Here is a 26,424-nt window from a genome sequence, read left to right as displayed (position 1 = left end):
GCCAAAAATCTAGTTTCGGCAAATTGTTACTCCCAACTTAGATAGTGTCACCCAAAACAACCCCCATAAAATAGGTTCGTAGTGAGGACTTTAGTCCTCTTCAAAGTTTTTTCACACAAATATTCGCTGGGAATCTTTAATATCGGTAACAAACCCGGTTTCTGGGTTCCCATGCGTAAGTCCTACTTTTTTTGTGATAAATTGTTAGGAATTCGTTGTTGGTGGTAATTCGGTTGTCTCAGATTGAAACAAAAGTTTGCCCTCGCACGGAGCTAAAGTCTGGTAGAAAAACTTTTTACAACGATTGTGTTCATCGGCAATTACTACTCGCGCCTCATGCCCGGTGCGAAATACCTCAGCGCGATCGCATTCTTCATAGGCAGCAATAATCACAAAATCTCCAGGATCGCACAAATGAGATGCTGCACCATTGAGACAAATGATACCACTTCCCGGCTCTCCTGGCAACACATAGGTTGACAAGCGGTTCCCATTGCTAACATTCCAAATTTCCACCTCCTGTAAAGGCAGAATTCCCACCTTATCGATCAATTCATTGTCAATGGTGACACTGCCTACATAATTAACATTTGCATCGGTTACGCGCACTCCATGTAGCTTAGCGTGCATCAATCTAATTCTAGCCATTGTTTTTTTCCTGTACTGTATATGTCAGTCGATTTTGTATTTTATATTTTAGATTTACTTGCAGCATTAAATTTGGGAGCTTGAACTTGAGTCTCGAATCTAAAATTGAAGAATTTCTACTGTCATATAACCAATATATAGCGGTTCTCACAAAGATTCGCGGACGTTGTTGGGCTTGGGCCCTCTTGGTTTCAGCGGTTATACAACCTGCCAGTCATACCTCATCTTTTTGAGAAAGGCTATAGCGATCGTAAATCATTTGTGAACTTCTTCTTGCTCCCTCCCCGCGAGTTCGGGGAGGGTTGGGGTGGGGTAAAAAATCTATGACTCATTTACGATTGCTATAGCAAACAATTTTCTCTAAGAGTAGCTTACTGCATCCTTTCCTTCAGTGTACTACCTGGAATACTTCCATGTCATTGTCAAATCCTTGGATTTTCACACGCTTGAGGTAATTACCTGCTGGGAATTCTCGCTCAATTGTAACTGTTTTGATTGGGGTTAGTGGTTGCCACGCTGAATTAAGAATATCTATAGCCGGCTGCGAATTTTCCACTCCCAAAATCTACCCCAAGAAATGTACAGCAAGTTGGATCTGACTTTTCACCTTTTTAGGCTTTTGGGGGAGGCTTTTCTCACAATTATTATGTCAAAACTTGGAAAATTGATTGGGTTTGCAAACTAATAATTTTACATATAGCGGTTCTCATAAAGATTCGCGGACGTTGTTGGGAAGAGAGCCCTTCTTGGTTTAAGTGGTTATATAGAACCCATTTGAGATCTTTTAAATCGCCGACGCTGGGGAGGATGAAGCATTTGGACATCAAACATCGGGTGAAAGATGAGGGATTTTCGCCCAAATGCTTCATCCCTACACCACGAAAGTTAATCTGTCTTTGATTGGCTGATGATTAAAAAGCTTGCAGCCTCAAAGATGTCAAATGGGTTATATAAGCTGTCAGTCATACCTCATCTTTTTGAGAAAAGCTATACTTAACGAGCTTGATTTTTTTTGATTGAACGCTTCGGTGATTGATTATTTCCGGCGGCGCAACTTTCGTCCAGCAGCCAGCATAGCACCTCCCGCCATCAAACCTCCGACCGTCATCGGTTCTGGAACTGGCTCAGCTTCTACCATCTCCACAGAACTGTTTTTCATCACTACAGCTACCGATTCGGGAATTGTATCAGCTTTTATCGTTCCCACAGAACCGCCTTTAATAAATACAGCCGAATCAAAATTACCGTCGCCCACATCTTTCATGCGGATGCTGAGAACATTTGTCTGATTTTGCTTGAGCAAACCCTCAAACCCTAAAACTTTAGTAAAACCGTCTAGCTTAATGATGTTAGCAGCAATACCTGTCAAACTTGGGTTGTTAATATAGTCCGAGTGATCTGTAGAGCGATTGTTTGGATCGGGAACGAGATTATTAATCGTAACTGTTTTCCCGTCGCTCAATTTTGCTAAGTTACGACCATTCAGCAACAGTTCAAAATCGTCATTGTATTCAGAAGCGCCGAACTCAGGAAACTCCTCTGAACCAAATACATACTCAAAAAACAATTTTTCAGCAGTGTCGTCAGCAAAAAATCTGAGGTCTAGCTGAGTTAAATCCCCAGCTTCGCCCTTTACTCCAAAGTCGGTGTTTAGATCGCTGCCGTTGGTCATTAGGTTATCTTTCCGATTCTGGCCCGGTATATTGGTGACTTTGCCAGTGCTGAGAACAACGCCTGACTGCAAACCAAAAGGGTCATTAATAAAAGTACCAAAGGCAGCCTGATTTCCGGTAATTAAAACAGAGAAATCACTCAATCCTGCTATGTTATTTCCTAACAAATTATTTTTCAAAATCTCAGTGTTATTAGTTGCCCCTACCGAAAATGCCATTACTGGTGATGCCAAAAAGCTCAGAGCAGCAGTCAAGGTAGCTGTTAAGGCAGCAATTTTGTGATAACTTATCATATATTTTTGTTTAAAAGACTAAGATTGTTTAATGTCTAAATTCATTTTTACATTAGATAAGCATCAATGTCTAGTGCCTTTACAATGACTTTACATATACGTAATTTTACGGCTTGGATGGTTAATATTTTGGGTATTTCTTAGCAATTATTCAATCAATAAACTTCAGGATAAAATACTAATACCAAAATATACGTACATAGACTAATAATTTGAGGAAGTAGGCACAGGATACCCAAGAAACCTGGTTTTTATGAGGTTTACGATCGCCCTTGACCAAAGATTTTGCTGAACAACCGGGGTTTTTGGGTAAATCCGCAATTGATATCAAGTGGAGTCGATCGACCTCACCTGATATCAAAACTAATGACTGATGACAAATGACTGATGACTTCTTGACTAATGACCGATCGCTAAAACCCCCTTGCTTCTCCTTCCCCGCGCGGATCGGCAGCCCCTTCCAACCAACCGTCATCAGTCTGGACGATCGCATTTGCATTTCCCCAGCCGGATCGTTCGACAATCTGATGTCCCCGCCTCCGCAACTCCTCAACCGTCCCAGCCTCAAAACCTCCGCGTTCCACCATCAGGCGATCGGGCTGCCACTGATGGTGCACCCGAGGCGCAGACACAGCTTCGCCCACATTCATGTCGTAAACCAACAGGTTGAGGACAATTTGCAAAACCGTGGTAATAATCGTGCTGCCTCCAGGAGCCCCCGCAGCAAGGCGAAATTTGCCATTTTCCGTCACGATAACCGGTGTCATGCTGGATAAAGGAGTCTTCCCGGGGGCGATCGCATTTGCCTCACCGCCCACCAAACCAAACAAATTTGGCACTCCCGGCGCAGCAGCAAAATCATCCATCTCATTGTTGAGCAAAATTCCCGTACCCGCCGCCACAACCCCAGCCCCAAAACCGCCATTTACCGTAAACGTCAAACTAACAACATTGCGCTCTTTGTCAACTACCGTCAGGTGCGTAGTTTCCGGCGACTCGTAGGCAAAGCGGCTCAAAGTTTTAGCATCAACAGCTTTTACTTCGCTCGAAGGTTTGGCTTTGGAAATTTCGATTTGCGATCGGCGAAATTTCCCATAATTCCTGCTAGTCAGAGCTTTGACAGGTACGCTGACAAAATCTGGATCGCCCAAATATTCGGCCCTGTCAGCGTAGGCAATCCTCATCGATTCCGCCAGCAAATGTAGTGCATCCGGGCTTTTCCTTCCCAAAATCTTGAGATCGGTATCGCCTAGAATATTGAGGATTTGCAACAAATGAACGCCACCGGAAGAGGGAGGCGACATCGCGCAAATTTCGTAAGTGCGAAACTTGCCACAAACCGGATTTCGCCAAATAGGCGTATAGTTTTTCAGGTCTTCGAGAGTGATAATGCCACCATTTTTAGCCATGTCAGTGGCGATCGCCCGCGCAATATCTCCGCGATAAAAACTTTGGGGATTTTGTGCAATTTGTCGCAATGTCCGCGCCAAATCTCGCTGTACCAAAACCTCCCCCGGTTGGTATAAAACATCACCGCGTGTAAAAATCTCCCGGGCCGCCAGATTCTTGTTAATCGCATCCTTTCGTTGCAGAGTAGCCTTTGTGAAGCGGGAACTTACAGGAAAACCGTTTTCCGCAAGGGCGATCGCCGGAGCCACCACCGCCGCCCAAGGTAACTTACCGTACTCGCGGTGCACGGTATAAAGCCCAGCCACAGTACCCGGAATGCCCGCCGCCAAATGCCCGTCCAGACTTGCCCTTGCCCGCACCTTGCCTTGCTTGTCCAAATACATATCGCGCGTTGCTCGTTTGGGCGATCGTTCCCGGAAATCCAGCGCTTGCACAGTTCCCGTTTCCGCCCGCCGCAGCAGCAAAAAACCTCCGCCGCCGATACCCGCCGAAAAAGGCTCCACCACCGAAATCGCCAAAGCCGTAGCAGCCGCCGCATCCACCGCATTGCCTCCCTGTTGCAGCAAGCTGTGCCCCGCAGCGCTCGCCAGGGGGTGAGCCGAAACTGCCATTACCTGTTTGCTGCGCTGCTGCTGCAAGTTTGGCTGTAGCTGCTGGTGGCACCCACCTAACAGTATTACTGTTATGAAACAAGTATAAATACGCACTTTGTCCCTTGACTTTGACAACATTTCCCCCCGCTTTGTCGGTGAATATTACAGTGAAAATTAAATAACATCATCCTAAAGACATAGATTTAATTTCACTTCAGATCAGAATCATTAACACCCACAAGTTTACCCAAATTCAAATATGTTCAGTAGGGTAATTGTTAAACACACTATATTCCAATACCGTTTACTGGTATACCGCCCTGGGGGTCAAACCCTATGAAAAATAGATATGGAGATTGCTTGGTTCCTCTCTTCGGACTATCTTAAGTAAACCGTATTGCACTATGTTCTAATTTAAATTATCATAAATATTAAGGATTATCAAAAACACTCATAGCCAAAAGTGTTGCAGATGAGCGGTAAAGATGCTAGCAGAGCTACATTAATTATTTTTTTAATAAACATTCCGATCAAAAATTTGGCTATTTTCAAGGCTCAATGTCCTATCTGCATAATAGGCTGGATTTTTTTTGCGTTGCTGATTTACGGTATGAAAAGCTAAATAGTTTTGTCATAGAAACCATTATCCACAAAGCTTTTGGATTTTAAACTTATTTTTTTCATACCCTGATTAAGCAACGTCGAATTTCACTAATTATAGCGGTTCTCATAAAGATTCGCGGACGTTGTTGCCAAGAGAACCCTATACGTTTAAGCAGTTATATTTGATAAAGGCTATAGCTATTGGCCTGCTACATATAGCCTACCGAACTCTGCCACTTTCTCGCAGTAGGTGAACAGTTAACTGGACTCAGCTAGAGATTCGACTTCTATAGTAGGTAATTCCCGCCTGTTTATTGACAAATCGACTGGTGCAGAGATTATGTACCAGTCGATTTGTTAATAATAAAAATTGGTTCTTTGCATAGGCCCTCTAAAATGCGATCGCCCTGACAAAAGCCCTCAAAGGATTGAACAGAGGGGAATTCGCCAAAAAAATTAGCTGTCAAATCGGCTGCGATACCCATATTGAGGGTTTTCCCCCCGCTAGGCTGATCCCACTCAGGCTTCCAGCCTGTTATATTGGCTATAGGTAAATAAGCGCAGTACAACTGTATTAATCAAGAGCCCAAGCAAGTAAGTAGCGGAAAACACGACTAAAACCCAAATTTTCCCACTATTCCCTACCCAACTCTGTTTCTCTTCTTTCCCCCAAGGCAAGGAGTTTGATATAGGAAGTTAATTTGCTTAATTTTCTGTAATAAAACTTAATAAAGCTGTATAATCTTTTGCGGAAAGCACTGTTGATTCTATGTAGATAGATCAACGCTCGGAAACAGCATCCTATTTTTCCCCTTGCTGGCATACACACCAGGGGGTTGAAGCTGGAATCATCAAAGCGATCGGGAAATTATGGTTTGCAACTTAACCGCTCAAATGCGATCGAGCTTTCATCGCACTAGATCCCAGTCAGTGCGTTTCACAGCCAGCAATTTTCAGTTTCAGCGGAAAATCCTTACTTGCTTCGTATTCTAATTTCAGGGATCATATGTGGCGAAGACTATACTTCGGCGAACAACTACCAAACCACAACTAATTCAAGTTATGAACAGCCCAAAAGTCAGTGTAATCATTCCTGCATTCAATGCAGCCGAAACCCTGGCCGAGGCCGTTGCCTCCGTAGTTAATGGCAGCCACAAGCATCTAGAAATTTTAATTGTTGATGACTGCTCGACGGACAATACTAGCAAAGTTGGTGCTAGGCTGGCCAAGCAAGATTCGAGAATTAAGTTCTATAGAAATCCCCACAATTATGGGGTTTCCAAGTCAAGAAATTTAATGATCAAGCGGGCAACCGGCAAGTATGTAGCGTTTCTAGACAGTGACGATACCTGGGAACCCAACAAGCTAGAAGTTTGTTTGAAGATGCTCGCAGACAATCCCGAAGTCAAAGCAGTTGCTCACGCTTTGCGGTATTTAGACAAGCATGGCAACAAGTTGAGTTACGTTCCTACCTATCCTACAACTAAAGCAGAAATGCAGGCGATTAAGCAGACAGGCGAAAGTCCTTGGGTTTTCCCGTCTTCTGTGGTAGTCGATCGCTTCATTTTGCTCAAAGAAGGTGGCTTTGCAGAAGATTGGGAGGTAGGAGAAGATACAGAGTTATTTACCAAAATTGCTCAAAAGCACGGCTTGCTAGCCGCGACAGCACCTTTGGGAAATTATCGAATTAGAGGAAACTCTCTCACAGACAAGCACTGGCTGAAAAAGCGCATAGCTTCTGAATGTGTCAAGGAAAACCAACTGCGGCGCTTGCGGGGAGAAAAAGAGTTATCGCTCAACGAGTACGAACAGTTGTGCTTTAACAATTTGCCCCTTTTGCCAAGGCTCAACAAATTCCGAGAAGTTTTGGCACTGCACTACATGAGAAAGGTGGGACAAAGTTGGTTGAATCGGGAGATTGTACTGACTCTGATTTATGGCATCGCTACGACAGCCCTCAATCCTCAAGCTACTCTGAACAAGTGGAAATGGATGAAATCTCACGAGAAGTTGAGCCGTCAAACGACAGAAAGCACCCGTCATGCAGCAGAATTTAATCCCCAGCGATCGTCGGAAGTCAGCGGTTTTTCCTAAAGGCTCTTGTATTTGTATGCAGGTTTTAATCCAAGACGGTTCGATCTGAACCGTCTTGGAGATAAAAGCCTCTGAAAAATAGATACGCTCGATCGCTCTGGCGTCGCGCGATCGCAACAAAGCGTTAACCATCGCCTATAGTGTTATATTCAGCCGCCAGCCTCAACCCAAGCGAGCCGGAAATAGCAGCCTGTGTCCGCCGTGCTATTTGCTGCCAAAACAATTAAAATAGATAAGGTGTAAGTAAAAAGCCAAGTTTTTTGAATCAAAAAATGGGTAGGAAACCTATTGGTTAGGCAAAAAGTAAAAGCAAAAAAGTAACAAAAATCATGCTTTCTACCTTTTTACCAGAAAGAATTGGTTGAAAGCCCCTGGCTTTGAGGGAGAAATTAAAATCAGACTATTCATTACTTCAATCCTCTGACTTTTAGGTAGAGGTCGCTTTTAAACTGTCCCAGGTCAACTGTCAACTGTCAACTGTTGAACTGATACCTTCAGAGAACGATCGCCTTTTTACTTTGAACTAGACTAAATTTATGGACTGGCAAGAAATTTCTGGCAACTGGGTATTAATTCCCTCAAACTCAAAACCGATCGCGATCGTACATTTTCTCGGCGGCGCATTTGTAGCGACAGCACCGCAACTCACCTATCGGTGGCTGTTAGAGGCTTTGGGGAATCAAGGATATGTGGTAGTAGCAACGCCTTTTGTCAATACTTTGGATCATATTGCGATCGCCCGGGATGTCCTCAACAAGTTTGAAAATGCCCTCGATAGGTTGCGCGCCAAGAAATTGCTCAAATCTTCCTATCTGCCTGTCTACGGCATGGGGCACAGCATGGGATGCAAACTGCACTTGCTGATCGGCTCGGTGTTTGACATAGAAAGAGCCGGCAATATTCTGATCTCTTTCAACAATTATGCAGCATCCGAAGCAATCCCGATCGTCGAGCAAATTTCCCCCGTCTTTAACGTAGAGTTTACCCCTTCCCCGGAAGACACCAACCGCCTCGTGCAAGATAGCTATCAAATCCGGCGCAATCTTTTAGTCAAATTTAACAGCGACAACATCGACCAAACCCTGCTGTTAAATGGTCTGCTAAAACAAAGATTTTCCGACATGATTACAGTTCAGACACTGGCCGGCAACCATCAAACGCCCTTGGGTCAAGATGTTAGCTGGCCTGTCGGTCAAATTTTTACACCCTTCGACGCTCTTGGCCAATGGGTAAAACAAGAAGTGTATCGAGAATTAAATCAATTAAAACGGACAATTCTGCTGTGGCTAAACCCTCTGTCGCGCGTTTAAAAGCCGATGAGCCGATCAACCCAAAAGTTCGTCCGGCAACTGCAAAATATCATCTTCGTCGTCCGTCTCGGGGATAGGAGTATAGTTTTTGACGATCGACAGACAGTTACGACCCTCAGCCGTTCTCGTATAACTGAGACTGTCTGCGATGTCTTTCATCAACTTGAGGCCCCGCCCGCCCGAAGCTTCAGGATCGATCGTTTTCGACATATCTTGAATTTTTTGCTCTAAATCAAAGGGAGGGCCCGAATCCCAAATTTGAATCTCTACAGATTCAGCAGACACCACCACGTTAATCTCCACCGGCAAATCCGGCCGTTTGCCCTCGTGGGCGTGACGCACCGCATTTGTAAAGCCCTCAGCCAAAGCCAACTGACAGCGTATCCACACACTTGTAGGAATTCGCTGCTCGTACAATTTTGCAAACCAGGACAAAACTGGCTCTAAAGCACTCTGGCCAGTATTGACTTGAAGATCCGCTTTCTTTAGGACTTGCAACTTTTGGGAACCTTTTAATTCAATCACGCTCTGCCACTAATAATGATCGTTCCTTAAAATAGAGGCAAATATTATACTGCCTGTACTTTACGTTGTTAACTTTTTTTGCCAAAATGCGGGCAACTGCTAGCGCCAACATCACCCATCCCAGTTATTCAACCGCAGCGTCATTTTCCACTTGCTCGATCGGCTGCTGACCGTGTAAAACCAAGCAAAATTGAATGGGAGTTCGATCGTACTAGCTTGTGCTGCTAAGAAAATAAATGTCAAATCGAGTAATTAGCTGTTTACGATACCAGAAGTCGCGCCCCGATGTCAATTCGCGCCTGCTGCCCAAAAAAGTCCATCAAAGTTTATGTTCTGAGTATAAACTGGGTGAAGTTCGACCCAACCAAAATTTGCATCAAATTTAAAGGTAAATTGAACTCGATGGCTGGCCGGCAAAAGCATTTACCTGAAAAGCGATGTTATTAGACTATACTCAATCTCAGACAATCGCCCTCACAGGATACATTTTAAATGACCCCCAGACCTTTGAAAGACTTGTAGTACCCGAGTGCCATGTTTCAAATTCTGGTTATTGACGATGATACGGCTGTTCAAGAACTGCTGAGAAGAACCCTGAAAAAACAGGGTTACGAAGTGACAGTAGCAAGCAATGGCGAAGACGGCGTGGCCCAGGCGCAAAAATTGCGTCCGGCGCTGATAATTTGCGATTGGATCATGCCGCGTTTGACGGGCATTGATGTTTGCCGTCGAGTTAAGGCAGATCCGGAACTGTCAACTACACAATTCTTTTTGTTGACTTCTTTGGGTTCGATCGCCGATCGAGTCAAAGGGCTTGACGCCGGTGCCGACGATTTTATCTCCAAGCCGATCGAACTCAACGAATTGCAGGCGAGAGTACGCGCAGGATTGCGGCTGCACCAACTCAGCCGAGATTTGAAAATTGCCAAGCAAAGCCTGGAAGCAGAGTTAGCCGAAGCAGCGGAGTACGTGCAATCGCTGCTACCCGATCCGATGACGGAACCTGTCAGCATCGAGGCAAAATTCATTCCGTCCCGGCAGTTAGGCGGAGATTGCTTCGACTACAACTGGCTGGATGCCGATTATTTGGCGATTTACTTGCTCGACGTAGCCGGTCACGGTTTGCGGGCGGCACTGCCTTCTGTGGCGGTGCTGAATTTGCTGCGATCGCGTGCACTGCCCAACATTGACTACTACAAACCGAGCGATGTTTTGCGGGCCCTCAATACCACCTTCCAGATGAGCTACCAAAATGACAAATATTTCACCATCTGGTACGGCGTTTACAACCGCATTACTCGCCAGCTAACTTACGCCAGCGCCGGCCATCCCCCGGCCGTGTTGATTTCCCAGTCCCCTGCGAGCACTGCTAAAATCAAGCAATTAAAAACCCCCGGAATGCCAGTTGGGATGTTCCCCGACGCCCCCTATGTCGATAATTGCTGCGATGTCGAGGATTTAAGCACTCTCTACATCTTTAGCGACGGGGTATACGAGATTCACCAACCTGACGGCAATATCTGGGGGCTAGACCCTTTCATCGACTTGCTAGCATCTTACAACGGTGCAACTGCCGACCAGTTAGAACTCGTTTTGAACTACATTCAAAAGTTGAACGCTAAAGCAGTTTTTGATGATGATTGGTCTTTGCTGAAGATCAACTTTGGCTAGCTGACATCTTGGATCGCATTTGCAACCAAATGGCAAGAAGGCAGCAGCCAACTCAATTTGGCAAGGGGTCGCCCGTTATACCCGTAGGGTTAACGGGTGGGGAATTGCTACTAGGAAATAAAAGCGAAGCAACATTATGTTGAAAAATTGTACTCATAGCCATCAGAAGAGTGAACGGTCGTCAAATACTTGGGATGAACATCAAATCGTCTGTCAGGCAACAGCAACATAAAACTTGGTCTAAACCTGATAGCAATTCGTCCCGTGTATTTTCCTGCATATTTACCAGAGGGAATATCGGCTTTAACAATGTCCCCAGTGGTAAACCCCATATAAAATTTAGCTTTTGGTGCATGACGTGCAGGAAAACCGTATTTATCGGGTCGGCATCTCTGTCTAGTTCCGTGTCCTTTTGCAGTTACCTTGAGAGGTTTGATTCCCCGAATTAATAGCTGTTCTGGAGTAGAATCCCCTACACAAGTGGCATCTGTCCAGTGCTGCTTCTCAATCCCTCTGGTTTGACGATTAAACTTTGTCCGACCACCAGAACCTATTTCTACAGGCAAGTCTGTAGATTGAAGCCTTCTATAAAGTTCCCAACGAGTAGTATTAACAGCAGCCGCATCTTTAAGTGGTGATGAAGCTTGAGCTAAAACCCGCTTGAGAAGTAATGGTTTTTTCTTCAGGAACTCTTCGATAGATTTGTTGCCCTTGGCTTGGTTACAGGAATGACAGCTAAGACAAAGGTTACTGACTCTGTTAGAGCCTCCTTTACTTCGAGCCAGGATATGCTCAATTTCAAATGGGACATTCTCAACGCCACAGTAAGCACATTTCCTGTTCCACTTTTGGAGCAAATACTCTTTAACCTCAAACCCAAATAGCTCACCCCGTTGGTACTCGATCCCACTAATTTCGGGGTTTTGCATTTGTTGTAGGTCAAATCAAACTAGCTCTTGGGAAATTGCGGTAATTGGGCAGATTTTTCTGATGCGCTTCACCCAGGTTTCAATGTTAGCAATTCGACTTTCAAGAGACGGTGGCAGCCAGCCATGTTTGCGGGTTCGGTTTAAGCAACGAGGTTTGCGGTAACGAGTTTTGCGGTTGCGGCGACCCCTTCTTAAAGACCTGCGAGACTCGATGGAGTCTTTAATCTGCTGCCCTCTGTGAGTTATTTCAAGAGCATTTGTAACGCGCCCTGTTGGCTCTTGAACGACAGCAAAACCAGTCGTTTTGCTGCCGGGGTCTATTTTGATGCGGTGCGGGTGAGTTGTTGATTCTTCAAGGGTTCTGTCTGGTAGCACGATGGTGAAAGGGCAACGTTTAAATACTTGAGCCCTCCCTTTGTTTAACAGTTCTCTCGCCCGCGCTTGATGGCAGGGGTCGAGAGGTTTTAGGTTTCGATCTAGTACAAAAACTCGCATTACTTTGAGCCTCTCATTACTGGTTAAGTTTGCCTCGACAATGTTATTCAGTCTTGTTAGGTACAGCTCACTGGCTTAACTCATTACACCTGTTTAAAGCTGTACGAAAGAGCTACAAACTGGCACGTATCTGTAGGTTTCATGAACCCAATAACGTAGTTCTTCCGAACTGAGTCTGGTCAAGTTAGAGCTTCTTATAAGCTCCCGTCATACCCGGAACGGGTTGACGGTGAGTTCTTGACAAGAGTTAGTTAGTGGAGAGAATTTTGCTATTAAAAGCATCCCGGGTAGGAAAGATCTCGAAAACTCGATCCATGCTGGTGAGTTCAAATAAAATGCGGATTTGCTCGTTGATAGAACAGACGACTAATTGACTCCCAGCGGCCCGGACTGTTTTGAGCGCCAATACTAAAGCGCCCAAACCAGAACTATCCATAAAAGTCACATCTTGGAAGTCTATCAATACCACATCGGCTCCCGCTTCCACTAGGTCGCTAATCTCTTGGCGGAATTGACTTGCTTTGGTGCCGTCTAAAATGCCAGAGGGCTGAATAATTTTAACTACAGGACTCATATTTTGCGATGGGAATGTCAGAATTTCTAGCCAGACTAGGCTAAGTATAGCTGCGAGATGGACTCGGATCCAAATAAGAGAAAGGGAAAATCAGAGAACGGGAGAATATTGTTGAGTGCAAGAGATGGCGCTCTTTGCGGATGGGAACGCTGATGGGACTCGCAGCGCTGTACCACCGCGAGCGAATTGTGAGATGGGGAAAATTTTTGTTCTGCTGAATGCAGAATGGCATCAAACTAAGCTAACTTTGGCACGATAGAGCAGTTTGTCGCCTTGTCTGTATCCGGTGTAGCGAACTTTGACGGTTTCTCCGGGCTGTGCCGTGCCTTCTAATAGTTGGTGCTGTTGCGGATCGTAGGGAATTTCGGCTCCGACTGGGGCGATCGACTCTATGCCCCAATGCTGCAATAACTGCTCGACGGGGCGCAGCAACGGCAGCAGTTTCTGGGCCCGCAAGTTATGATTTTCCTGAGCTTTGCTCGCAGCAGTCGGCCATTGCAACATCCAAGATTCCAAAATTTGCACGCTAGCAAGCTGGAATTCCTGCATCAAAGATTCTCGCTGCTGTGCGATCGCAACTTGGAGGCGCTGATATTCTTGTTCTAAGGCTGTGGGTGGTGCCTTTTCTAGGGCTGTGGGTGGTGCTTTTTCTAACTCTACAAAGTCTGGCGCCAAGGTTGCGAGCAGTTCAGTTAAGGAAATTTGCAAAGCTTGACTGATTTTGAGCAGGATGTCGGCTCGGGTTTTCAAAGCTAAGCCGCGACGCAGGCGGATGACCTGAATTTCGGGAACTCCTGCTTTTTGGCTGAGTTCTCGATCGCTCGAAATCCCGGCCTGTTGCATCAGCCGTTGCAGTTGAGGAGCATAATCTGGAATATTAGCTGCCACGAAAATTCATCCAAATCAATAAATGGACATATTCTCGATCGTAAACTGTTGGGAGCTTTAAGGAAATACATCTTTGGGGCGGGTGAGGAGCAACGCCGCAGAAAAAAAGTGGCACAGGTATCTTTGGGGCGGGCAAGATGCCCACCCCACAACAGAAGTGGCACAGGCCAGAAAGCCTGTGGCGGGCTCTGGGGCCCACCCCACAACAGAAGTGGCTATTTGACGGCAACTTTCTGGGCGACGGCTGTTGCAGTTGTCGCAGAACCTTGCAAATGCGCTTCTAGGAACCACAAACGTTTGTCAATTGCGCGGGAGATTTCGGTGTACAAGTCGGCTGTATCGGCGTCGCCAAGTTCCGATGCTTTGTCGATCGCAACTCGTAGATGTTGGCCGTAGGGTGCGTAGCGATCGGCTAAAGCAGTGACGTATTCCTTACCATCTAGAATGTCGAAAGGAAATTCTGGCAGGATCGAATCTGCGGCGGCTGTGCGGGCTGTTCCGACAGCTAAACCGCCCAAAGCAGTGACTCGTTCGGCAACCGTGTCAACGTATTCTTCGAGTTCTCCCGCCATTTCGTCAAACAGCAAGTGCAACTGGTAGAAATCCATGCCTTTGACGTTCCAGTGAGCTTGCTTGACTTGAGTTTTTAAGTCCAGAGTGGTTGCTAGCGTGGCGTTGAGCAGCCCGACTATGTTCGAGCGGGTGGCGACTGACATATCGATGCGCGTCGGGTAAAGGTGTTGTTTGTGGTTGTTGGTAGTCATAGGTTTTTAGGTTGTGGGTAGTGATTGTCGATCGAATTTCTGAGACTGTTTTGACAGTTTTGGCAGTTTTGACAGTTTTGGGCGATCGAATATTTGCTTCTCGTGAATTGGTCAGGCTAGGTGCATCTGCAACACAGCACGGGGAGCTCGGCGGATTTTGCACGGGATAGTTTCTAAACCGAGACGCTGGCAAGCTTCATACCGGTGGCAGCCAGAAAATCCGTAATACTGGCCATCTACTTCTAGCACGTCGATGGGTTCGTTTAAACCTACCTCGCGGATGGATTCCATGAGGGCGGCTACTTTAGTTCGATCGTTGACTCGCGGCAGGGGGCGGCGAATCTGGTTGAGGGGAATTTCTTCTATCCTCATGGCGGGTATCTTTTTTGCTTCTCGTTAAATCATACTCGTAATGACTTCGACTTGGCAAGCAAAATCAGGAATTAGGCAAAAATAAGGTTTGGACTAGAAGGATCGTCAACCAGAAGCGATCGTAGAAATCAGTAACAAGCGTTGAAGCCGATCGCTCCCCCAAAAGCCCAAAGCACTCTCTTACAGATCAGATTACGGTAGCCCGATCTCGAATGCTGATAAATAGTATTTAAATGCTGCTCTCACCGAGAGATTAAGCCACTTAACCACTAAGATAAGTGGCGGCAGGCAGCATTTGCAATACCACCAATACCTCTGGCCCGTCCGCCGATCGGGTTGTTAGACCGCGTATTTACAGTTGCTTCTGCCATTACTAAAAGGCTGATCGTGGCTTCGTAGAAAGGAAAATTCAATCAGGATTATTGCTTGATGATATAGTGGTACGTAAACATTTACCGAGAGTAAGGCTTAAATATGCATTATCAATCCTATTCTATCAGGCAGTTGCTGGATGCTGTAAGTAGTGGCATTGTTCGGATTCCTGCTTTCCAGCGAGGTTTTGTCTGGGATATGGCTAGAGTTGCATATCTAATGGACAGTATCTACAAAAATTATCCTTTTGGCTCATTACTTTTTTGGCGAACTAAATACAAGCTTTCTGTAGAGAGAAAGCTTGGTCAATTTGAACTTCCACAACCCACAGAAGATTACCCAATTGATTATGTCTTAGACGGTCAGCAAAGGCTGACATCAATATTTGCGGTTTTTCAGACCGAACTACAGCCAACTTTCGATAGTGCATGGCTTGGAATATATTTCGATTTGGGAGCGCAAGAGGATGTACAAGACAGTCAGTTTTTGGCTCTTTCGGAGCTCGATGTTGATTCATCTAAACACTTTCCTCTGAGCGTTTTATTTGACTCTGTTAGATATAGAGCTGCATCTAGCAAATTTACTAATGAGCAAATTATACGTTTAGATAAAATTCAAGAAAGATTTAAAGAAGTATCTATTCCTGCTCAAATTTTAAAGACGGATGATAGAGCAATTGTTGCAATCGTATTTGAGCGCGTTAATAGACTAGGAATGGAACTTGATACTCTTCAACTCCTTGCAGCCTGGACTTGGAATGAAGATTTCGATTTATTAGAGAGTTTCAAAGAATTGAAAGAAGAACTTGAAGACTTCGGATTTTCTGAAGTCGGTGAGGATGCTGATTTGATATTGAGATGTGCGGCGGCTATATTAATGAAAGATCCTACTCCAGATACTCTCTTAGAATTGAATGGTCAACAAATCAGAGCAGCATTTCCCAAGGTCAGGAATGGGATTTTGGGTGCTATCGACTTTCTAAGAAAGCAGTTGAAGGTTATGTCCCTTAAGAACTTACCATCCTCTGCGTTGATCATTCCTCTATGTACCTTCTTCGCAGAACTTGATGGCAAGGAAGTGTCCTATGACTCAAACATTTATGCCAGATTAAAAAAGTGGTTTTGGCGATCTTGCTTTACCAACCGATATGGTAGTAGGCCTAAAATAACTGCCATAACTGATATAGAAGAAATACAAAAGCTTAAAAATGGTGAGGAGAGTACTTTTGGAGATATTTCTCACGAACTAAGTCAGGATTTCTTCAAAGATAATTCTTTTACGTTAGGTGGTGCAAAGACTAAGACATTTATATTGATGTTAGCAAACAATAATCCAAAGACTTTCTTATCCGGTTCATTAATTGATTTAGATAAAGTTTTGCAAAAGTACAACAGAGCAGAGTTTCATCATATTTATCCCAGAGCTTACTTGAAAGAGGAGGGTACTTCTGACGAAAAAATTAATTGTCTTGCCAACTTTTGTTTTTTGAACACTTCAGAAAACAAAAAAATAGGGCGAAAAAAACCGTCTGAGTATATCACTCTCATGCCCAATGATGATGTGTTGAAAGAAATTTTAACTAATGCTTTTTGCCCACAGGAATTTTGCAATGATGATTTTGAGGGTTTTGTGAATAAGCGTGCAGAACTGTTAGCTACTTTTGCAAAACAGTTGATGCAAGATGTGTAGAACCAAGCTCTAGATTTAACCAGAACCCAAAATTAAAATCCGATCGCCCATTAACAAAAAATCGCAGCATCTGCTACTAAATCCTATCAACTCAATCCCGCAATAATATTGACACTCATAGCCAGAATAGCGGTGTTAAAAAAGAACGATAGCACGCTGTGAAAAAGCACGAGATACCTCGTGGAACGAGAAGTAGTCTGCACGTCTGCAACTTGGCAAGTCATGCCAATCCCAAAGGAGAAATATAAAAAATCTTTGTAGTCTGGTTCCTCGTCGCCGGGAAAATCCAAACCCCCCGCCTGCAAGTAACTGCCCTCCTGCTTGCTGCGGTTTCCGTAGTAGCTGTGGGCATAGTGCATCGTGAAGATAGTGTGCACCTGCATCCAAGATCCAACTATTGTCAGGACAGAAAGTCCCAAGTGCAGAAATAGCAAATTGGGGGACAAGCCTTTGGTATCGCGCAGCAGGAAGAAGATAGCTAAAAAGCTAGCAAAAGCTGCTCCCACGATCGAGCTTAAGATTGTTAAGCGGCCAGCATCCAACTGCTGAGCGTGGTGGCGCATCATTTCGGGAGTGCCTTGCAGCATCAGCATCCAAGTCAAAATCAGGAAATTGACCGCGCCCGCATTCCAAATGCACAGCATCCGAGTCAGGGGGAGATAGTCAGGTGGCAGGAAAACAGCAACTGCCATAGCAAACAGAACAGACACAAACAGGCGGTGCCGGACGCTCCACACCCAGTGCATTTTAGATTGGGAAACATTTTTCACAGTGATCTTGTGTAAGTTAGGCACTTTCAACAGTTGACAGTTGACAGTTGACAGTTGACAGTTTGAGAGCGACCTCTACCTAGAAGGAAGAGGATTGGAGTAATGAATAGTCTGATTTTTATTTCTCCCTCACTCGCGATCGGCTTTCAACTAATTATTTCTGGTAAGTTATGTGCTGTAAGGGTTAGAAAATCGTAACTACTGCCATGTTGGCAGGAAATTCCCGAAAATAGCGATGAATTACTAACACGCAGCACGGGCAGGATTTTTCATGCCTTTCGATAGATCGATCGACCTCAACTTTCTAGGTACAGTGGGACAAAAGATAAATAGTGGTTTGATATTATGGCATCCTCCCAACCCCTCAAAGGTCTTGAATTGATCGACTGCGCCAAAGCCAACGCCCAACAAGGAATCACCACAGCCGCCGAGCTTTGCGGCTACGGAAGCGACCTCAACACCTTCGAGCGGGAACTCAAAGAAGCTTGCCAAAACATCGGCGTCGAAGTCAAGGAATTGAACGACTTGATTACGGATCAGCAGAGGATCAAACAAGGAATGGGCATTGAAATCGCTCCAGACACTCCCTCAGAACTCTAGCCTCAACCTCCAGCCCACCAGGAAAGAGAGCTAAAACCGCGCCGACAAGAGTATTGTCAGCCTGCAAGCTGAGGCAGGCTAGAATATTTTGCATGGGAGCTTCCGACTCTGGGCGGGAGTCGCGTTTCCTCCCGCGAAGAGGGTGCTTTCTGGAGGGGGCTGAGATTGTTAGGAGGACTGTCGTGTCAGATCAGCAAGATCGAATAATGCGTTTGTTTATAGAGGAGGCTAAGGAGCACCTCGATACTCTAGAAAATGGTTTGGTGGATTTGAAGTCCACAATGAAAGACCCCGAAATGGTCCAGGAGATGTTTCGAGCCGCCCACTCTGTGAAAGGAGGGGCGGCTATGCTCAGCTTGGATAGTATTAAAACAACCGCTCACCGCTTGGAAGATTGTTTTAAGGTACTCAAGGATGGGCCAGTCAAGCAGGTTGACCAAACGGCAGAATCTCTATTTTTAAAGGGAGTTGATACGCTTAAAGACTTGCTGGCGCGACTGGAAGGGCCTTTTGGCTTGAGGAATGAAGAGGGAGAAAAACTCGTCCAGCAGGTGATGCCAGTTTTTGCTCAACTGGAAACTCATCTCAACAACTTGGCGGCGGGCAAAGTTGTGGCGGTTGTTACTGCTGGAACTCGTGCACCCGTTGCGGCTCCAACAGCGGGCGCCGCGCCGGCGAATTTTGCTGTTCAAGTGATGGTTTTACTGAAAGAGATGTTGCAGGTGTTCAAGCAGAAAGAATCTGCTGCTAGCCGTCAGGAGTTGGCGGCTGTGTGCGCTCGACTCTATAAGTTGGGAGCTAAATTTGAGCCTTGGCAAAATTTAGTTAAAACTGCTAGAGGGGCGATTGTTAATCCCAAAAACTCTTATAAAGTCTTAGCTCCGCTGATTATCAAAGAGCTCAAGGATGCGGGAGATTTGGTGCAAACTGGGAAAGTCAAGACGATCGCTCCGAGTAAAAATTTGCTACTTTTGGTAGCAGCCCCAAAACCAGCAGAGGTAAGCGCGACCGCAGCCCCAGCAGCCGCGTCGAAGGAAGTAGCACTTCCCGCCGAACCGAAGGCGGTAGTCAAGCTTTTGCTCAAAACCTTCAACAAAAAGCAACTCTCAGAAATTGCCAAGTTACTGGTTCACGCCATTAAATCCTCTTCCTAGGAGTTGTTGCACCGGAAGATAGAGTTAAGGCAATATTTTTGAGAAGGAGAATTTTATGAGGCGTGCTGGCAGCGGGCTAATCCGGCAACGATCGAGAATTCGCTATCTTGGAGATTTTTGCCCTCTAGCTTCTAGTCTTGGGAAACCCTGCGTTAGAATTAAGCTATATATAGATCGGCGTGCAATGTATTGTACCAGTATAAAAAATCGAGCAGGCTTTAGAAGGCGGTAGCTGTGAAACCAATTCGTTCATTAGAAGATGCTTTAAACCGCTGTCAGGCGATGGGAATGCGCTTGAGCCGCCAGCGTCGATTTATTCTAGAGCTTTTGTGGGATGCAAAAGAACACCTCTCGGCTCGCGAAATTTACGATCGCCTGAACCAACAAGCAAAGGGGATCGGTCATACTTCTGTTTATCAAAATCTGGAAGCTTTGTCGAGAGAAGGGATTATTGAGTGCATCGAACGCTCGGAAGGACGCTTGTACGGGAATGTCAGCGACTCTCACTCTCATGTCAATTGTCTGGATACGGCTCAGATTCTCGACGTTCATGTGGAATTGCCGATCGACTTGATTGAACAAATCCAACTGCAAACAGGTGTCAAAATTGTAGACTACCGGATAGATTTCTACGGATATAGATCGGCAGAGTCAGCTACGGCAGCATCAACTGCTAGCGATACGCCAAAAGCTTCGTAAATGATGAGGCAGCCACTGTTAGAAGCAAAAGGGATATTTTTGCTGTGGCTGTTCAAGGTATAAAATGATTCCAAGTATTGATAGTTGCTCGATCGGGCCGAGGTACGTTGTTGGGCTTTAGCCCTCTTTATAGATATGTGTAAAGAGGGCTAAAGCCCAACAACGTACCTTAAGAGTGAAACTCGATCGCCCAACGTGCCGATCGAGAAATAAAATTTAGCATTAAGCAAAAAAATAGTTCTACCCGCTACACGTAAAAGCTGAAACAAAATCCGGGTTTAATACGCGCTTGATTTTTTAGTTGGCCCGAATCGATCGAAATTTTGTGTAGCAACATTTTCAGAACCCTGCCAAATTTATCTGTGGAGTCAAATCGACAATCGAAGAAAAGAAAATCGAAAATCGCTAGACTGACAGGGCTTTCTACTGTTTTTTCAGCTAAACAGCACCGGAAGCAGTGAATAATTGTTGGATACCTGGTATGATTTACGTGCTTCTTGAGCCTAAAATACTTGGAAGCAAGCAGTGGGGCTAGACACGAACCTCACTACAAAACGCCGTAAAGGGAAAAATTGCAAGTACCTTGAAGGAAATTCTAGATCTCCTTAACAGGAGTCTGAAGCCCACATCGCAATCGATGATTTGATGTGGGAGTGTCACGCAGAGAGCGCATTACAGGACAGGCTGAAGTAATGGCGAGACGACAATCTGACCAATTCCACACACCACCCAAATACAACCCATCCCCCAAACCGACGGCACAGTTGAGTGCAGAGGCGACAGGCGATGCGAGTTCCTCCCTCACGGCGTCGCCGAGGGAGGGGAAAAGAACTTTTTGGCAGTGGCAACTGATCTGGCTGAGTCTCCTGGTGGGATTTGGAGTAACGGGTGCCGCTGCATTTCTGTGGCTGCTGACGATGCCTCCGCCACCGAATTGCCAGCAACTGTCGCCATTGGCGGCGGACGGAGAGCGACTTTACTGCGCTCAGCAAGCTGCTAAATCGGGCAAGCTAGAACAGCTAGAAGCGGCAATAGGACTGGTGCAGGCTTGGCCGAAAGAACACCCACTATACTCGCAGGGCCAACATTTGATCGGGGAATGGTCGAAAGCCATGCTCGCATTTGCCAGGGCAAAAATTGAGCTGGGCGATTTGAAGGGCGCTCTGGCGATTGTGGCGAAAATTCCGAAAACCAGTCCGTCTTACCCAGAGGTACAGGATGCTGTGACTGCTTGGGAAAAAAATTGGCAGGAGGGGCAAAAACTCTACGATACAGCGCTAGCAGCTTTGAAAAGTGAGGATTTGAGGAAGGCATGGGATTACGCTCAAGCTCTGTTTAAGCTGGAAAATATTTTCTGGAGTCAGAAGCGCTACAACGAGCTGATCCAGCAAATTTCTCTGGAAAGAAACGGCTGGCAGCGCTTGCAAGAGGCTAGAAATTTGGCGCAGGAGGGAACTCCCCAAAAGTTCGCTGAGGCGATCGTCCTGGCTCGCAAAATAGACCCGCAGCTTTTTGCCCGCGGTAAAGCAGAAAAGGAAATTGAGGGCTGGAGCCGGACTTTGCTGGCAATGGCGACTAAGCGGTTGAAGGGGAAAGACCTCCCAGGGGCGATCGAGGCTGCTTCTGTGGTGCCCCAAGATTCCCCGCTTTTTGCGGAAGCTCAAGATTTGATGCAGTTGGGTAGGGCTCAGGCGGTGATGTGGAACCAGTCGGTATCGACGCCACTGGCACAACATATTTTTACTTTGCTGGAAGGGCAGGGAGCTGCTAGCCAAATTGCTCCGGGCCGACCCCTGTACAAGCAGGCTCAAGTGCAAGTTGAAAGTTTACAGGTGCAGTTTCAAGATTTGCTGCGGCTGCAAGTGGCAAGCTCGATCGCCAGTTTCGGTCAAATCGGGGCGCTTCAGATGGCGATCGAGCAAGCGCAAACCATCGGGCCGCGTCAGCCGCGGCGGGTTCACGCTCAAACTTTGGTGGCTACTTGGCGCCGCGAAATTCAGCGGATTGAAGACCAAGCTTTTGTGAACCTGGCGAAGCAGTTGACAGCAGCGGGAACGGTTGAAGGACTTAAGGGGGGCATTGCTCAGGTACTTCTAATCTCTCAAAACCGTCCCCGCAGAGTAGAGGCGCAAACTCTCCTGGCTCAGTGGACGAAACGCATAGAAGTTATTCAAGATCAGCCTTTTTTAGATGAGGCGATCGCCCTGGCCAAGCAAGGAAAACTGAGCGCGGCTATTGACAAAGCTTCGGAAATTAAAAGCGGTAGGACTCTTTACGCTAAAGCTCAGGATAATGTCTATCAGTGGGTGAGCGAACTGCAAGTTGCTCAAGATCGTCCGATTCTCGATCGAGCTGCGGAATTAGCATCTCAAGGTAGTCTGTCGGCGGCGATTAATATGGCTTCCCAAGTCGGTTACGGTAGGGCGCTGCACTCTGAGGCCGCAGGTGCGATCGGGCGCTGGAGCGCCGAACTCAGAGCCAACACTGCGCCGCCGCCGGAGCCCGCTCGCGAGTACGCGCCGGCTCCGCGACAGGAAGAGTACGCGCCGGCTCCGCGACAGGAAGAGTACGCCCCGGCTCCGCGACAGGAAGAGTACGCCCCGGCTCCGGAGCCTTACTATCCGCCCGCCAGAGAAGAAGCTCCGGCTCCGGCTCCGGAACCTTACTATCCGCCTGCCAGACAAGAGGCTCCGGCTCCGGCTCCGGAACCTTACTATCCGCCCGCGAGGGAGCCGGAACCTTACTACCCGCCCGCGAGGGAGCCGGAACCTTACTATCCGCCCGCCAGACAACAAGCCCCGGCTCCGGAACCTGCTCCGGCTCCGGCTCCGGAACCGCCGCCTTCGATTCCTCAGCCGGCTGGACCTCCTGATGCTAATTTGATCCCCGAGTAATTCGGTTTTTGTGGAGGCGCGTCTAACATCTCACATCAAAAATGTAAAATCGAGTGAGTAATTTGCAACTGCTGTCGATCGACCCCGACCCCATTTTCCGACTGGGGCTGAAAGTCGCCTGCGAGCAGTATCCTGATTTGGAAATTGTCGCAGATGTGGTCACGGGAACCGAGGCGTTGGAGGTTCTGGAAGCTCGATCGACCGCCTCTCTCTGGGCCAAGAAGCCCGTTGATTTGGTAATTTTGGCTGTTGAGAGGTTAAGTTTGCGATCGGGTCTAATACAGACTCTGGCAGTTTGTGGCGAGTTCAAAAATTTGTACCCCAACCTACCGCTGTTGCTCCTAGGTGGGCCGCTCGCACCGGAGCAGTTAGGGCAGTTACAAGCTGCGGGCGCGAAGGGCTATTGTCCTAAAGATAGAGATATTTCCGAGACAATAGAAGCTATTCGCGTGGTAGCATCTGGCGGCACTTATTGGCCGACAGATACGCCAGCGAACTCTCAAATAGAGCTAAATTCAGCGACGGTTAAAACAATAGAAAATTCCGCAGCCAATCCAGAAGAAAATGCTGAGAGTCTGACAATTGATACGCCCGTACACAAAAAAATTCTGGCTTATTTTTGTGTGTCTGGATTGCGAGAAATAGATGCAGCTTTGGCAATTGTCAAAGCTGATTTGGAACAGATCAAAGTGGCAGATTCGACAGACTTAGCCACTATTTTAGATGGGATTGTAGTCAGCGGGCGCCGCCGAGAATTGCTGGCTGCTCGTTGGATTGTCAGTCAGTTATTGGAAGCCCCAGGGAAGTCGGAAGAACGAAGAGGGGAGAAGGAAGAGCCCGAGGGGAGAAAAAAGACGGGAGAAGGAAGACCAGAGAGTTTGTGGGATAATTCTCAGTTGCAAGTCACGAATTCCCGAGGTTCGGGTCAATCTTTGGTGCTGGCAAATAATTGGCAAGGCAGCTTGTTTGACTCGGTGGCTACTAAATTGCAGGTGGGTTTGGTGAATTTGACTGGCGTGCCTTTGGAAATCGATATTTTGCGATCGACAAAACAGCGCGAATTGATGAGTTCCATCCTGCGGAAGTTACGGGAGTTGCTGGAGGAATTGCGCTTGGGGCAAGTGCAGCAAACTCAATTTTCAGAAAAAATGCCTGCTATTTTGCGGGATTTGTGGGAAGCGACAATCGTAGATTTTTTTGGCAGATACTATACGCTGCAAACGGGAGAAAATTTGGTTGTTGACAGCAATCAAACAATCTTGAAACTACTGCCAGAAAGTCAAGGCGAAGTCGCTACTAATTTATGGGGAGGCAGTGGCATAGAAGTGGTGCCGGTGCTGCTGGCAGATCAAACAGCAGTTGCCACAGAAATTCTTGACAAAATTCCGATGACAGTTGATTTATTTGCACATTTGCTATTTGAAATTCCGCTCACCATTGACAATCTTTCTTGTGTTGCTGGCAGCCCGCAAGCGATGCAGCGAGCTGAAGCTTTGTTGGAAAATTTGGTAATTCAAGTTGCTAGCGGAGTCGTGCAGCCTCTGCTCAATAATTTTGCAGATATTGAGGAAATCAAGCAAACTTTTTACGATGGCAAGTTAATTTCAACACGAGAAATTGAGCGGTTTCGGAATGATTTATCGTGGAGATATCGCTGGGATAGCTATTTTGTAGAACCGAAAGCTATTTTTGAAAGCAGGTTTTGGCTGTTTGTTTTGGCTGATTCTGGAATTAAGAGAATTTCTATTTATGCTCCAAGAAATCTGGAGTTAGCACAGCTTTCTGGGTGGCAGTTGGCTTTAACTTTGGTGCTAGAAACTCGGGATGCGATCGCACCTAGAGTTCGCGCTGTTATTTCGCTGTTGGGTACTGCTGTTGTTTACGTTTTGACTCAAGTTATAGGGCGGGGAATTGGTTTGATCGGGCGGGGAATTATCCAGGGTATTGGTAATTCTTTACAGGATACCAAATTTGGAAAAAATGGCTGATATTCTGCGAAAAAATTAACGATTACAATGTTCGTAGTGAGGACTTCAGTCCGCAATCAGAAGGACTAAAGTCCTCACTACCAACCAACCTGTTCGTAGTGAGGACTTCAGTCCGCAATCAGAAGGACTAAAGTCCTCACTACCAACCAACCTGTTCGTAGTGAGGACTTCAGTCCGCAATCAGAAGGACTAAAGTCCTCACTACCAACCTTTTTATTGCGGTTGATTTACCGGGAGCGAGCTAATTGGTGGTACTATAAATAATGACTTACTTAATGCTATAAGGTTGACTTTTTATGAGTATTATGATAGCGATTGATGCCGATCGCATAAACAGTTTAGATTTGTCTCCGGTGCGGACTGTTATTGAACAGTGGCTGGCCGAAGGAGCGATCGCCCAAAACGAACAACAGGTACAATTTGAAATAGAGTATCCGCGCGAAGAATTAGATCCGCGAGAAATATCGGAACTTCCCGAAGTGCGGCTGTGGTTTATTCGGTTGGATGCTTGTTATCCTTGGCTGCCATTTTTGCTGGATTGGAAAGCCGGAGAATTGGCCCGGTATGCCGCGATGTTAGTGCCGCACCAATTCCACCGCACCCAAGGCATTCAGTACAATCCTGAAGCTTTGGAAATGTTTTTGATGAGCAAAATTTTTGTGTTGACTGATTGGTTGAACCAGCAGGGAATTCCTAGTAAATCGAAGTTGATGGCAATGTCGCAGATGTTTGGTTACGATTTGGATGATGCTTTTTTTGATGTCATCGTGCCTTATTCGGGTTTGTGATTTCCTGGATGAATCGGCGGTTAGTTGAAACTGGTTCCAATCACCTCGTATTTCAGTTACCCGGCGGTTGAAACCGCGTCTACACAAACCAAACCCACCTCCGTGGGTTAAAGATTTTATTTGATAATTTTCCATCTCCGAATACCTTCTTCGTCCACGGAGGTGGACATCGTTTGTGTAGCCGCGATTTCCAATCGCCGGGGTTTCTAGATTCCGTTTGATTGAGAGAAACCCGGCGGTTGAAACCGCGTCTACACAAACCAAACCCACCTCCGTGGGTTAAAGATTTTATTTGATAATTTTCCATCTCCGAATACCTTCTTCGTCCATGGAGGTGGACATCGTTTGTGTAGAGAAACCCGGCGGTTGAAACCGCGTCTACACAAACCAAACCCACCTCCGTGGGTTAAAGATTTTATTTGATAATTTTCCATCTCCGAATACCTTCTTCGTCCACGGAGGTGGACATCGTTTGTGTAGCCGCGATTTCCAATCGCCGGGGTTTCTAGATTCCGTTTGATTGAGAGAAACCCGGCGGTTGAAACCGCGTCTACACAAACCAAACCCACCTCCGTGGGTTAAAGATTTTATTTGATAATTTTCCATCTCCGAATACCTTCTTCGTCCA

The 26,424-nt window shown here is 46.3% G+C and carries 21 protein-coding genes and 1 pseudogene; 10 read left to right on the top strand and 12 right to left on the bottom strand.

Annotation, left to right across the window (positions count from 1 at the left end; genetic code table 11):
* Positions 1 to 204: 204 nt before the first annotated feature.
* The 3 genes from panD to ggt all read right to left on the bottom strand — a co-directional run bounded on the left by panD (position 205) and on the right by ggt (position 4,755).
* Positions 205 to 648, bottom strand: a complete 444-nt coding sequence (panD, locus tag QZ938_RS05505; protein ID WP_293347498.1) for an aspartate 1-decarboxylase — start codon at positions 646 to 648, stop codon at positions 205 to 207.
* Between the two features lie 1,036 nt (positions 649 to 1,684).
* Positions 1,685 to 2,614, bottom strand: a complete 930-nt coding sequence (locus tag QZ938_RS05500) for a choice-of-anchor L domain-containing protein (RefSeq protein ID WP_293347501.1) — start codon at positions 2,612 to 2,614, stop codon at positions 1,685 to 1,687.
* A gap of 413 nt (positions 2,615 to 3,027) precedes the next feature.
* Positions 3,028 to 4,755: a gamma-glutamyltransferase gene (ggt, locus tag QZ938_RS05495; protein WP_293347504.1), complete on the bottom strand. Its 1,728-nt coding sequence runs from the start codon at positions 4,753 to 4,755 to the stop codon at positions 3,028 to 3,030.
* 1,527 nt (positions 4,756 to 6,282) lie between these two features.
* Between ggt and QZ938_RS05490 the strand changes: the two genes are divergently transcribed.
* Together QZ938_RS05490 and QZ938_RS05485 are read left to right on the top strand one after the other, a co-directional pair.
* Entirely contained in the window at positions 6,283 to 7,314 is a 1,032-nt protein-coding gene (locus QZ938_RS05490) for a glycosyltransferase (RefSeq protein WP_293148336.1), read from the top strand.
* A gap of 536 nt (positions 7,315 to 7,850) precedes the next feature.
* Positions 7,851 to 8,624: a DUF1350 family protein gene (locus tag QZ938_RS05485; RefSeq protein ID WP_293148338.1), complete on the top strand. Its 774-nt coding sequence runs from the start codon at positions 7,851 to 7,853 to the stop codon at positions 8,622 to 8,624.
* A gap of 15 nt (positions 8,625 to 8,639) precedes the next feature.
* Here the strand turns inward: QZ938_RS05485 and QZ938_RS05480 are convergent, their stop codons facing one another.
* Complete coding sequence (locus QZ938_RS05480; RefSeq protein ID WP_293148340.1) at positions 8,640 to 9,149, bottom strand: anti-sigma regulatory factor; 510 nt, start codon at positions 9,147 to 9,149, stop codon at positions 8,640 to 8,642.
* Positions 9,150 to 9,260: 111 nt separating this feature from the next.
* The gene (locus QZ938_RS05475) at positions 9,261 to 9,392 is read right to left on the bottom strand and encodes a hypothetical protein (RefSeq protein ID WP_293148342.1); all 132 of its coding nucleotides are present in this window, start codon (positions 9,390 to 9,392) and stop codon (positions 9,261 to 9,263) included.
* Between the two features lie 291 nt (positions 9,393 to 9,683).
* Here QZ938_RS05475 and QZ938_RS05470 point away from each other — a divergent pair, with 291 nt between their 5' ends.
* Positions 9,684 to 10,820, top strand: coding sequence for a SpoIIE family protein phosphatase (locus tag QZ938_RS05470; RefSeq protein ID WP_293148344.1), 1,137 nt, complete (start codon positions 9,684 to 9,686; stop codon positions 10,818 to 10,820).
* Positions 10,821 to 10,954: 134 nt separating this feature from the next.
* Here the strand turns inward: QZ938_RS05470 and iscB are convergent.
* The 6 genes and pseudogenes from iscB to QZ938_RS05440 form a co-directional block, all read right to left on the bottom strand.
* Positions 10,955 to 12,244 (bottom strand): annotated as a pseudogene (gene iscB / locus QZ938_RS05465) (RNA-guided endonuclease IscB).
* Between the two features lie 247 nt (positions 12,245 to 12,491).
* Positions 12,492 to 12,818, bottom strand: coding sequence for an STAS domain-containing protein (locus QZ938_RS05460; protein WP_293148351.1), 327 nt, complete (start codon positions 12,816 to 12,818; stop codon positions 12,492 to 12,494).
* Between the two features lie 231 nt (positions 12,819 to 13,049).
* Positions 13,050 to 13,706, bottom strand: coding sequence for a helix-turn-helix domain-containing protein (locus tag QZ938_RS05455; RefSeq protein WP_293347507.1), 657 nt, complete (start codon positions 13,704 to 13,706; stop codon positions 13,050 to 13,052).
* 215 nt (positions 13,707 to 13,921) lie between these two features.
* Entirely contained in the window at positions 13,922 to 14,470 is a 549-nt protein-coding gene (gene dps, locus QZ938_RS05450) for a DNA starvation/stationary phase protection protein Dps (protein ID WP_293347510.1), read from the bottom strand.
* Between the two features lie 111 nt (positions 14,471 to 14,581).
* Positions 14,582 to 14,842: a sulfiredoxin gene (locus QZ938_RS05445; RefSeq protein ID WP_293347513.1), complete on the bottom strand. Its 261-nt coding sequence runs from the start codon at positions 14,840 to 14,842 to the stop codon at positions 14,582 to 14,584.
* Between the two features lie 269 nt (positions 14,843 to 15,111).
* Positions 15,112 to 15,255, bottom strand: coding sequence for a hypothetical protein (locus QZ938_RS05440; RefSeq protein ID WP_293347516.1), 144 nt, complete (start codon positions 15,253 to 15,255; stop codon positions 15,112 to 15,114).
* Positions 15,256 to 15,316: 61 nt separating this feature from the next.
* On the opposite strand from QZ938_RS05440, the gene QZ938_RS05435 reads away from it, so the two are divergent.
* On the top strand, positions 15,317 to 16,903 hold the full coding sequence (locus tag QZ938_RS05435; protein ID WP_293347519.1) for a DUF262 domain-containing protein: 1,587 nt from the start codon (positions 15,317 to 15,319) through the stop codon (positions 16,901 to 16,903).
* An 86-nt stretch (positions 16,904 to 16,989) separates the two neighbouring features.
* On the opposite strand, the gene QZ938_RS05430 is transcribed toward QZ938_RS05435, so the two are convergent.
* Complete coding sequence (locus QZ938_RS05430; RefSeq protein WP_293347522.1) at positions 16,990 to 17,673, bottom strand: DUF1345 domain-containing protein; 684 nt, start codon at positions 17,671 to 17,673, stop codon at positions 16,990 to 16,992.
* 345 nt (positions 17,674 to 18,018) lie between these two features.
* Here QZ938_RS05430 and QZ938_RS05425 point away from each other — a divergent pair, with 345 nt between their 5' ends.
* From QZ938_RS05425 to QZ938_RS05400, 6 genes are all read left to right on the top strand, one after another.
* Positions 18,019 to 18,273, top strand: a complete 255-nt coding sequence (locus QZ938_RS05425) for a hypothetical protein (protein ID WP_293157697.1) — start codon at positions 18,019 to 18,021, stop codon at positions 18,271 to 18,273.
* A gap of 182 nt (positions 18,274 to 18,455) precedes the next feature.
* The gene (locus QZ938_RS05420) at positions 18,456 to 19,427 is read left to right on the top strand and encodes an Hpt domain-containing protein (RefSeq protein ID WP_293336007.1); all 972 of its coding nucleotides are present in this window, start codon (positions 18,456 to 18,458) and stop codon (positions 19,425 to 19,427) included.
* Positions 19,428 to 19,661: 234 nt separating this feature from the next.
* Positions 19,662 to 20,126 (top strand): Fur family transcriptional regulator, encoded by a 465-nt coding sequence (locus QZ938_RS05415; protein WP_293157694.1) that lies wholly within the window; start codon positions 19,662 to 19,664, stop codon positions 20,124 to 20,126.
* 653 nt (positions 20,127 to 20,779) lie between these two features.
* The gene (locus QZ938_RS05410) at positions 20,780 to 23,020 is read left to right on the top strand and encodes a hypothetical protein (RefSeq protein WP_293347525.1); all 2,241 of its coding nucleotides are present in this window, start codon (positions 20,780 to 20,782) and stop codon (positions 23,018 to 23,020) included.
* 53 nt (positions 23,021 to 23,073) lie between these two features.
* A complete protein-coding gene (locus tag QZ938_RS05405) occupies positions 23,074 to 25,008 on the top strand; it encodes a DUF3685 domain-containing protein (RefSeq protein WP_293347528.1) in 1,935 nt (644 codons plus the stop codon).
* Between the two features lie 296 nt (positions 25,009 to 25,304).
* Positions 25,305 to 25,796: a CRR6 family NdhI maturation factor gene (locus QZ938_RS05400; RefSeq protein WP_293157685.1), complete on the top strand. Its 492-nt coding sequence runs from the start codon at positions 25,305 to 25,307 to the stop codon at positions 25,794 to 25,796.
* Positions 25,797 to 26,424: the final 628 nt, after the last annotated feature.

This window comes from Microcoleus sp. CAWBG27 (assembly GCF_020883145.1).
Classification (GTDB): domain Bacteria; phylum Cyanobacteriota; class Cyanobacteriia; order Cyanobacteriales; family Microcoleaceae; genus Microcoleus.
This window is presented reverse-complemented; position numbering and strand designations above follow the sequence as displayed.

Bases quoted from the DNA above. Each gene is read 5' to 3' on its own strand.
- QZ938_RS05400 (WP_293157685.1), top strand. From the start codon at position 25,305: ATGAGTATTATGATAGCGATTGATGCCGATCGCATAAACAGTTTAGAT.
- QZ938_RS05500 (WP_293347501.1), bottom strand. From the start codon at position 2,614: ATGATAAGTTATCACAAAATTGCTGCCTTAACAGCTACCTTGACTGCT.
- QZ938_RS05470 (WP_293148344.1), top strand. From the start codon at position 9,684: ATGTTTCAAATTCTGGTTATTGACGATGATACGGCTGTTCAAGAACTG.
- QZ938_RS05485 (WP_293148338.1), top strand. From the start codon at position 7,851: ATGGACTGGCAAGAAATTTCTGGCAACTGGGTATTAATTCCCTCAAAC.
- panD (WP_293347498.1), bottom strand. From the start codon at position 648: ATGGCTAGAATTAGATTGATGCACGCTAAGCTACATGGAGTGCGCGTA.
- QZ938_RS05425 (WP_293157697.1), top strand. From the start codon at position 18,019: ATGGCATCCTCCCAACCCCTCAAAGGTCTTGAATTGATCGACTGCGCC.
- dps (WP_293347510.1), bottom strand. From the start codon at position 14,470: ATGACTACCAACAACCACAAACAACACCTTTACCCGACGCGCATCGAT.
- ggt (WP_293347504.1), bottom strand. From the start codon at position 4,755: ATGTTGTCAAAGTCAAGGGACAAAGTGCGTATTTATACTTGTTTCATA.
- QZ938_RS05460 (WP_293148351.1), bottom strand. From the start codon at position 12,818: ATGAGTCCTGTAGTTAAAATTATTCAGCCCTCTGGCATTTTAGACGGC.
- QZ938_RS05445 (WP_293347513.1), bottom strand. From the start codon at position 14,842: ATGAGGATAGAAGAAATTCCCCTCAACCAGATTCGCCGCCCCCTGCCG.
- QZ938_RS05435 (WP_293347519.1), top strand. From the start codon at position 15,317: ATGCATTATCAATCCTATTCTATCAGGCAGTTGCTGGATGCTGTAAGT.
- QZ938_RS05490 (WP_293148336.1), top strand. From the start codon at position 6,283: ATGAACAGCCCAAAAGTCAGTGTAATCATTCCTGCATTCAATGCAGCC.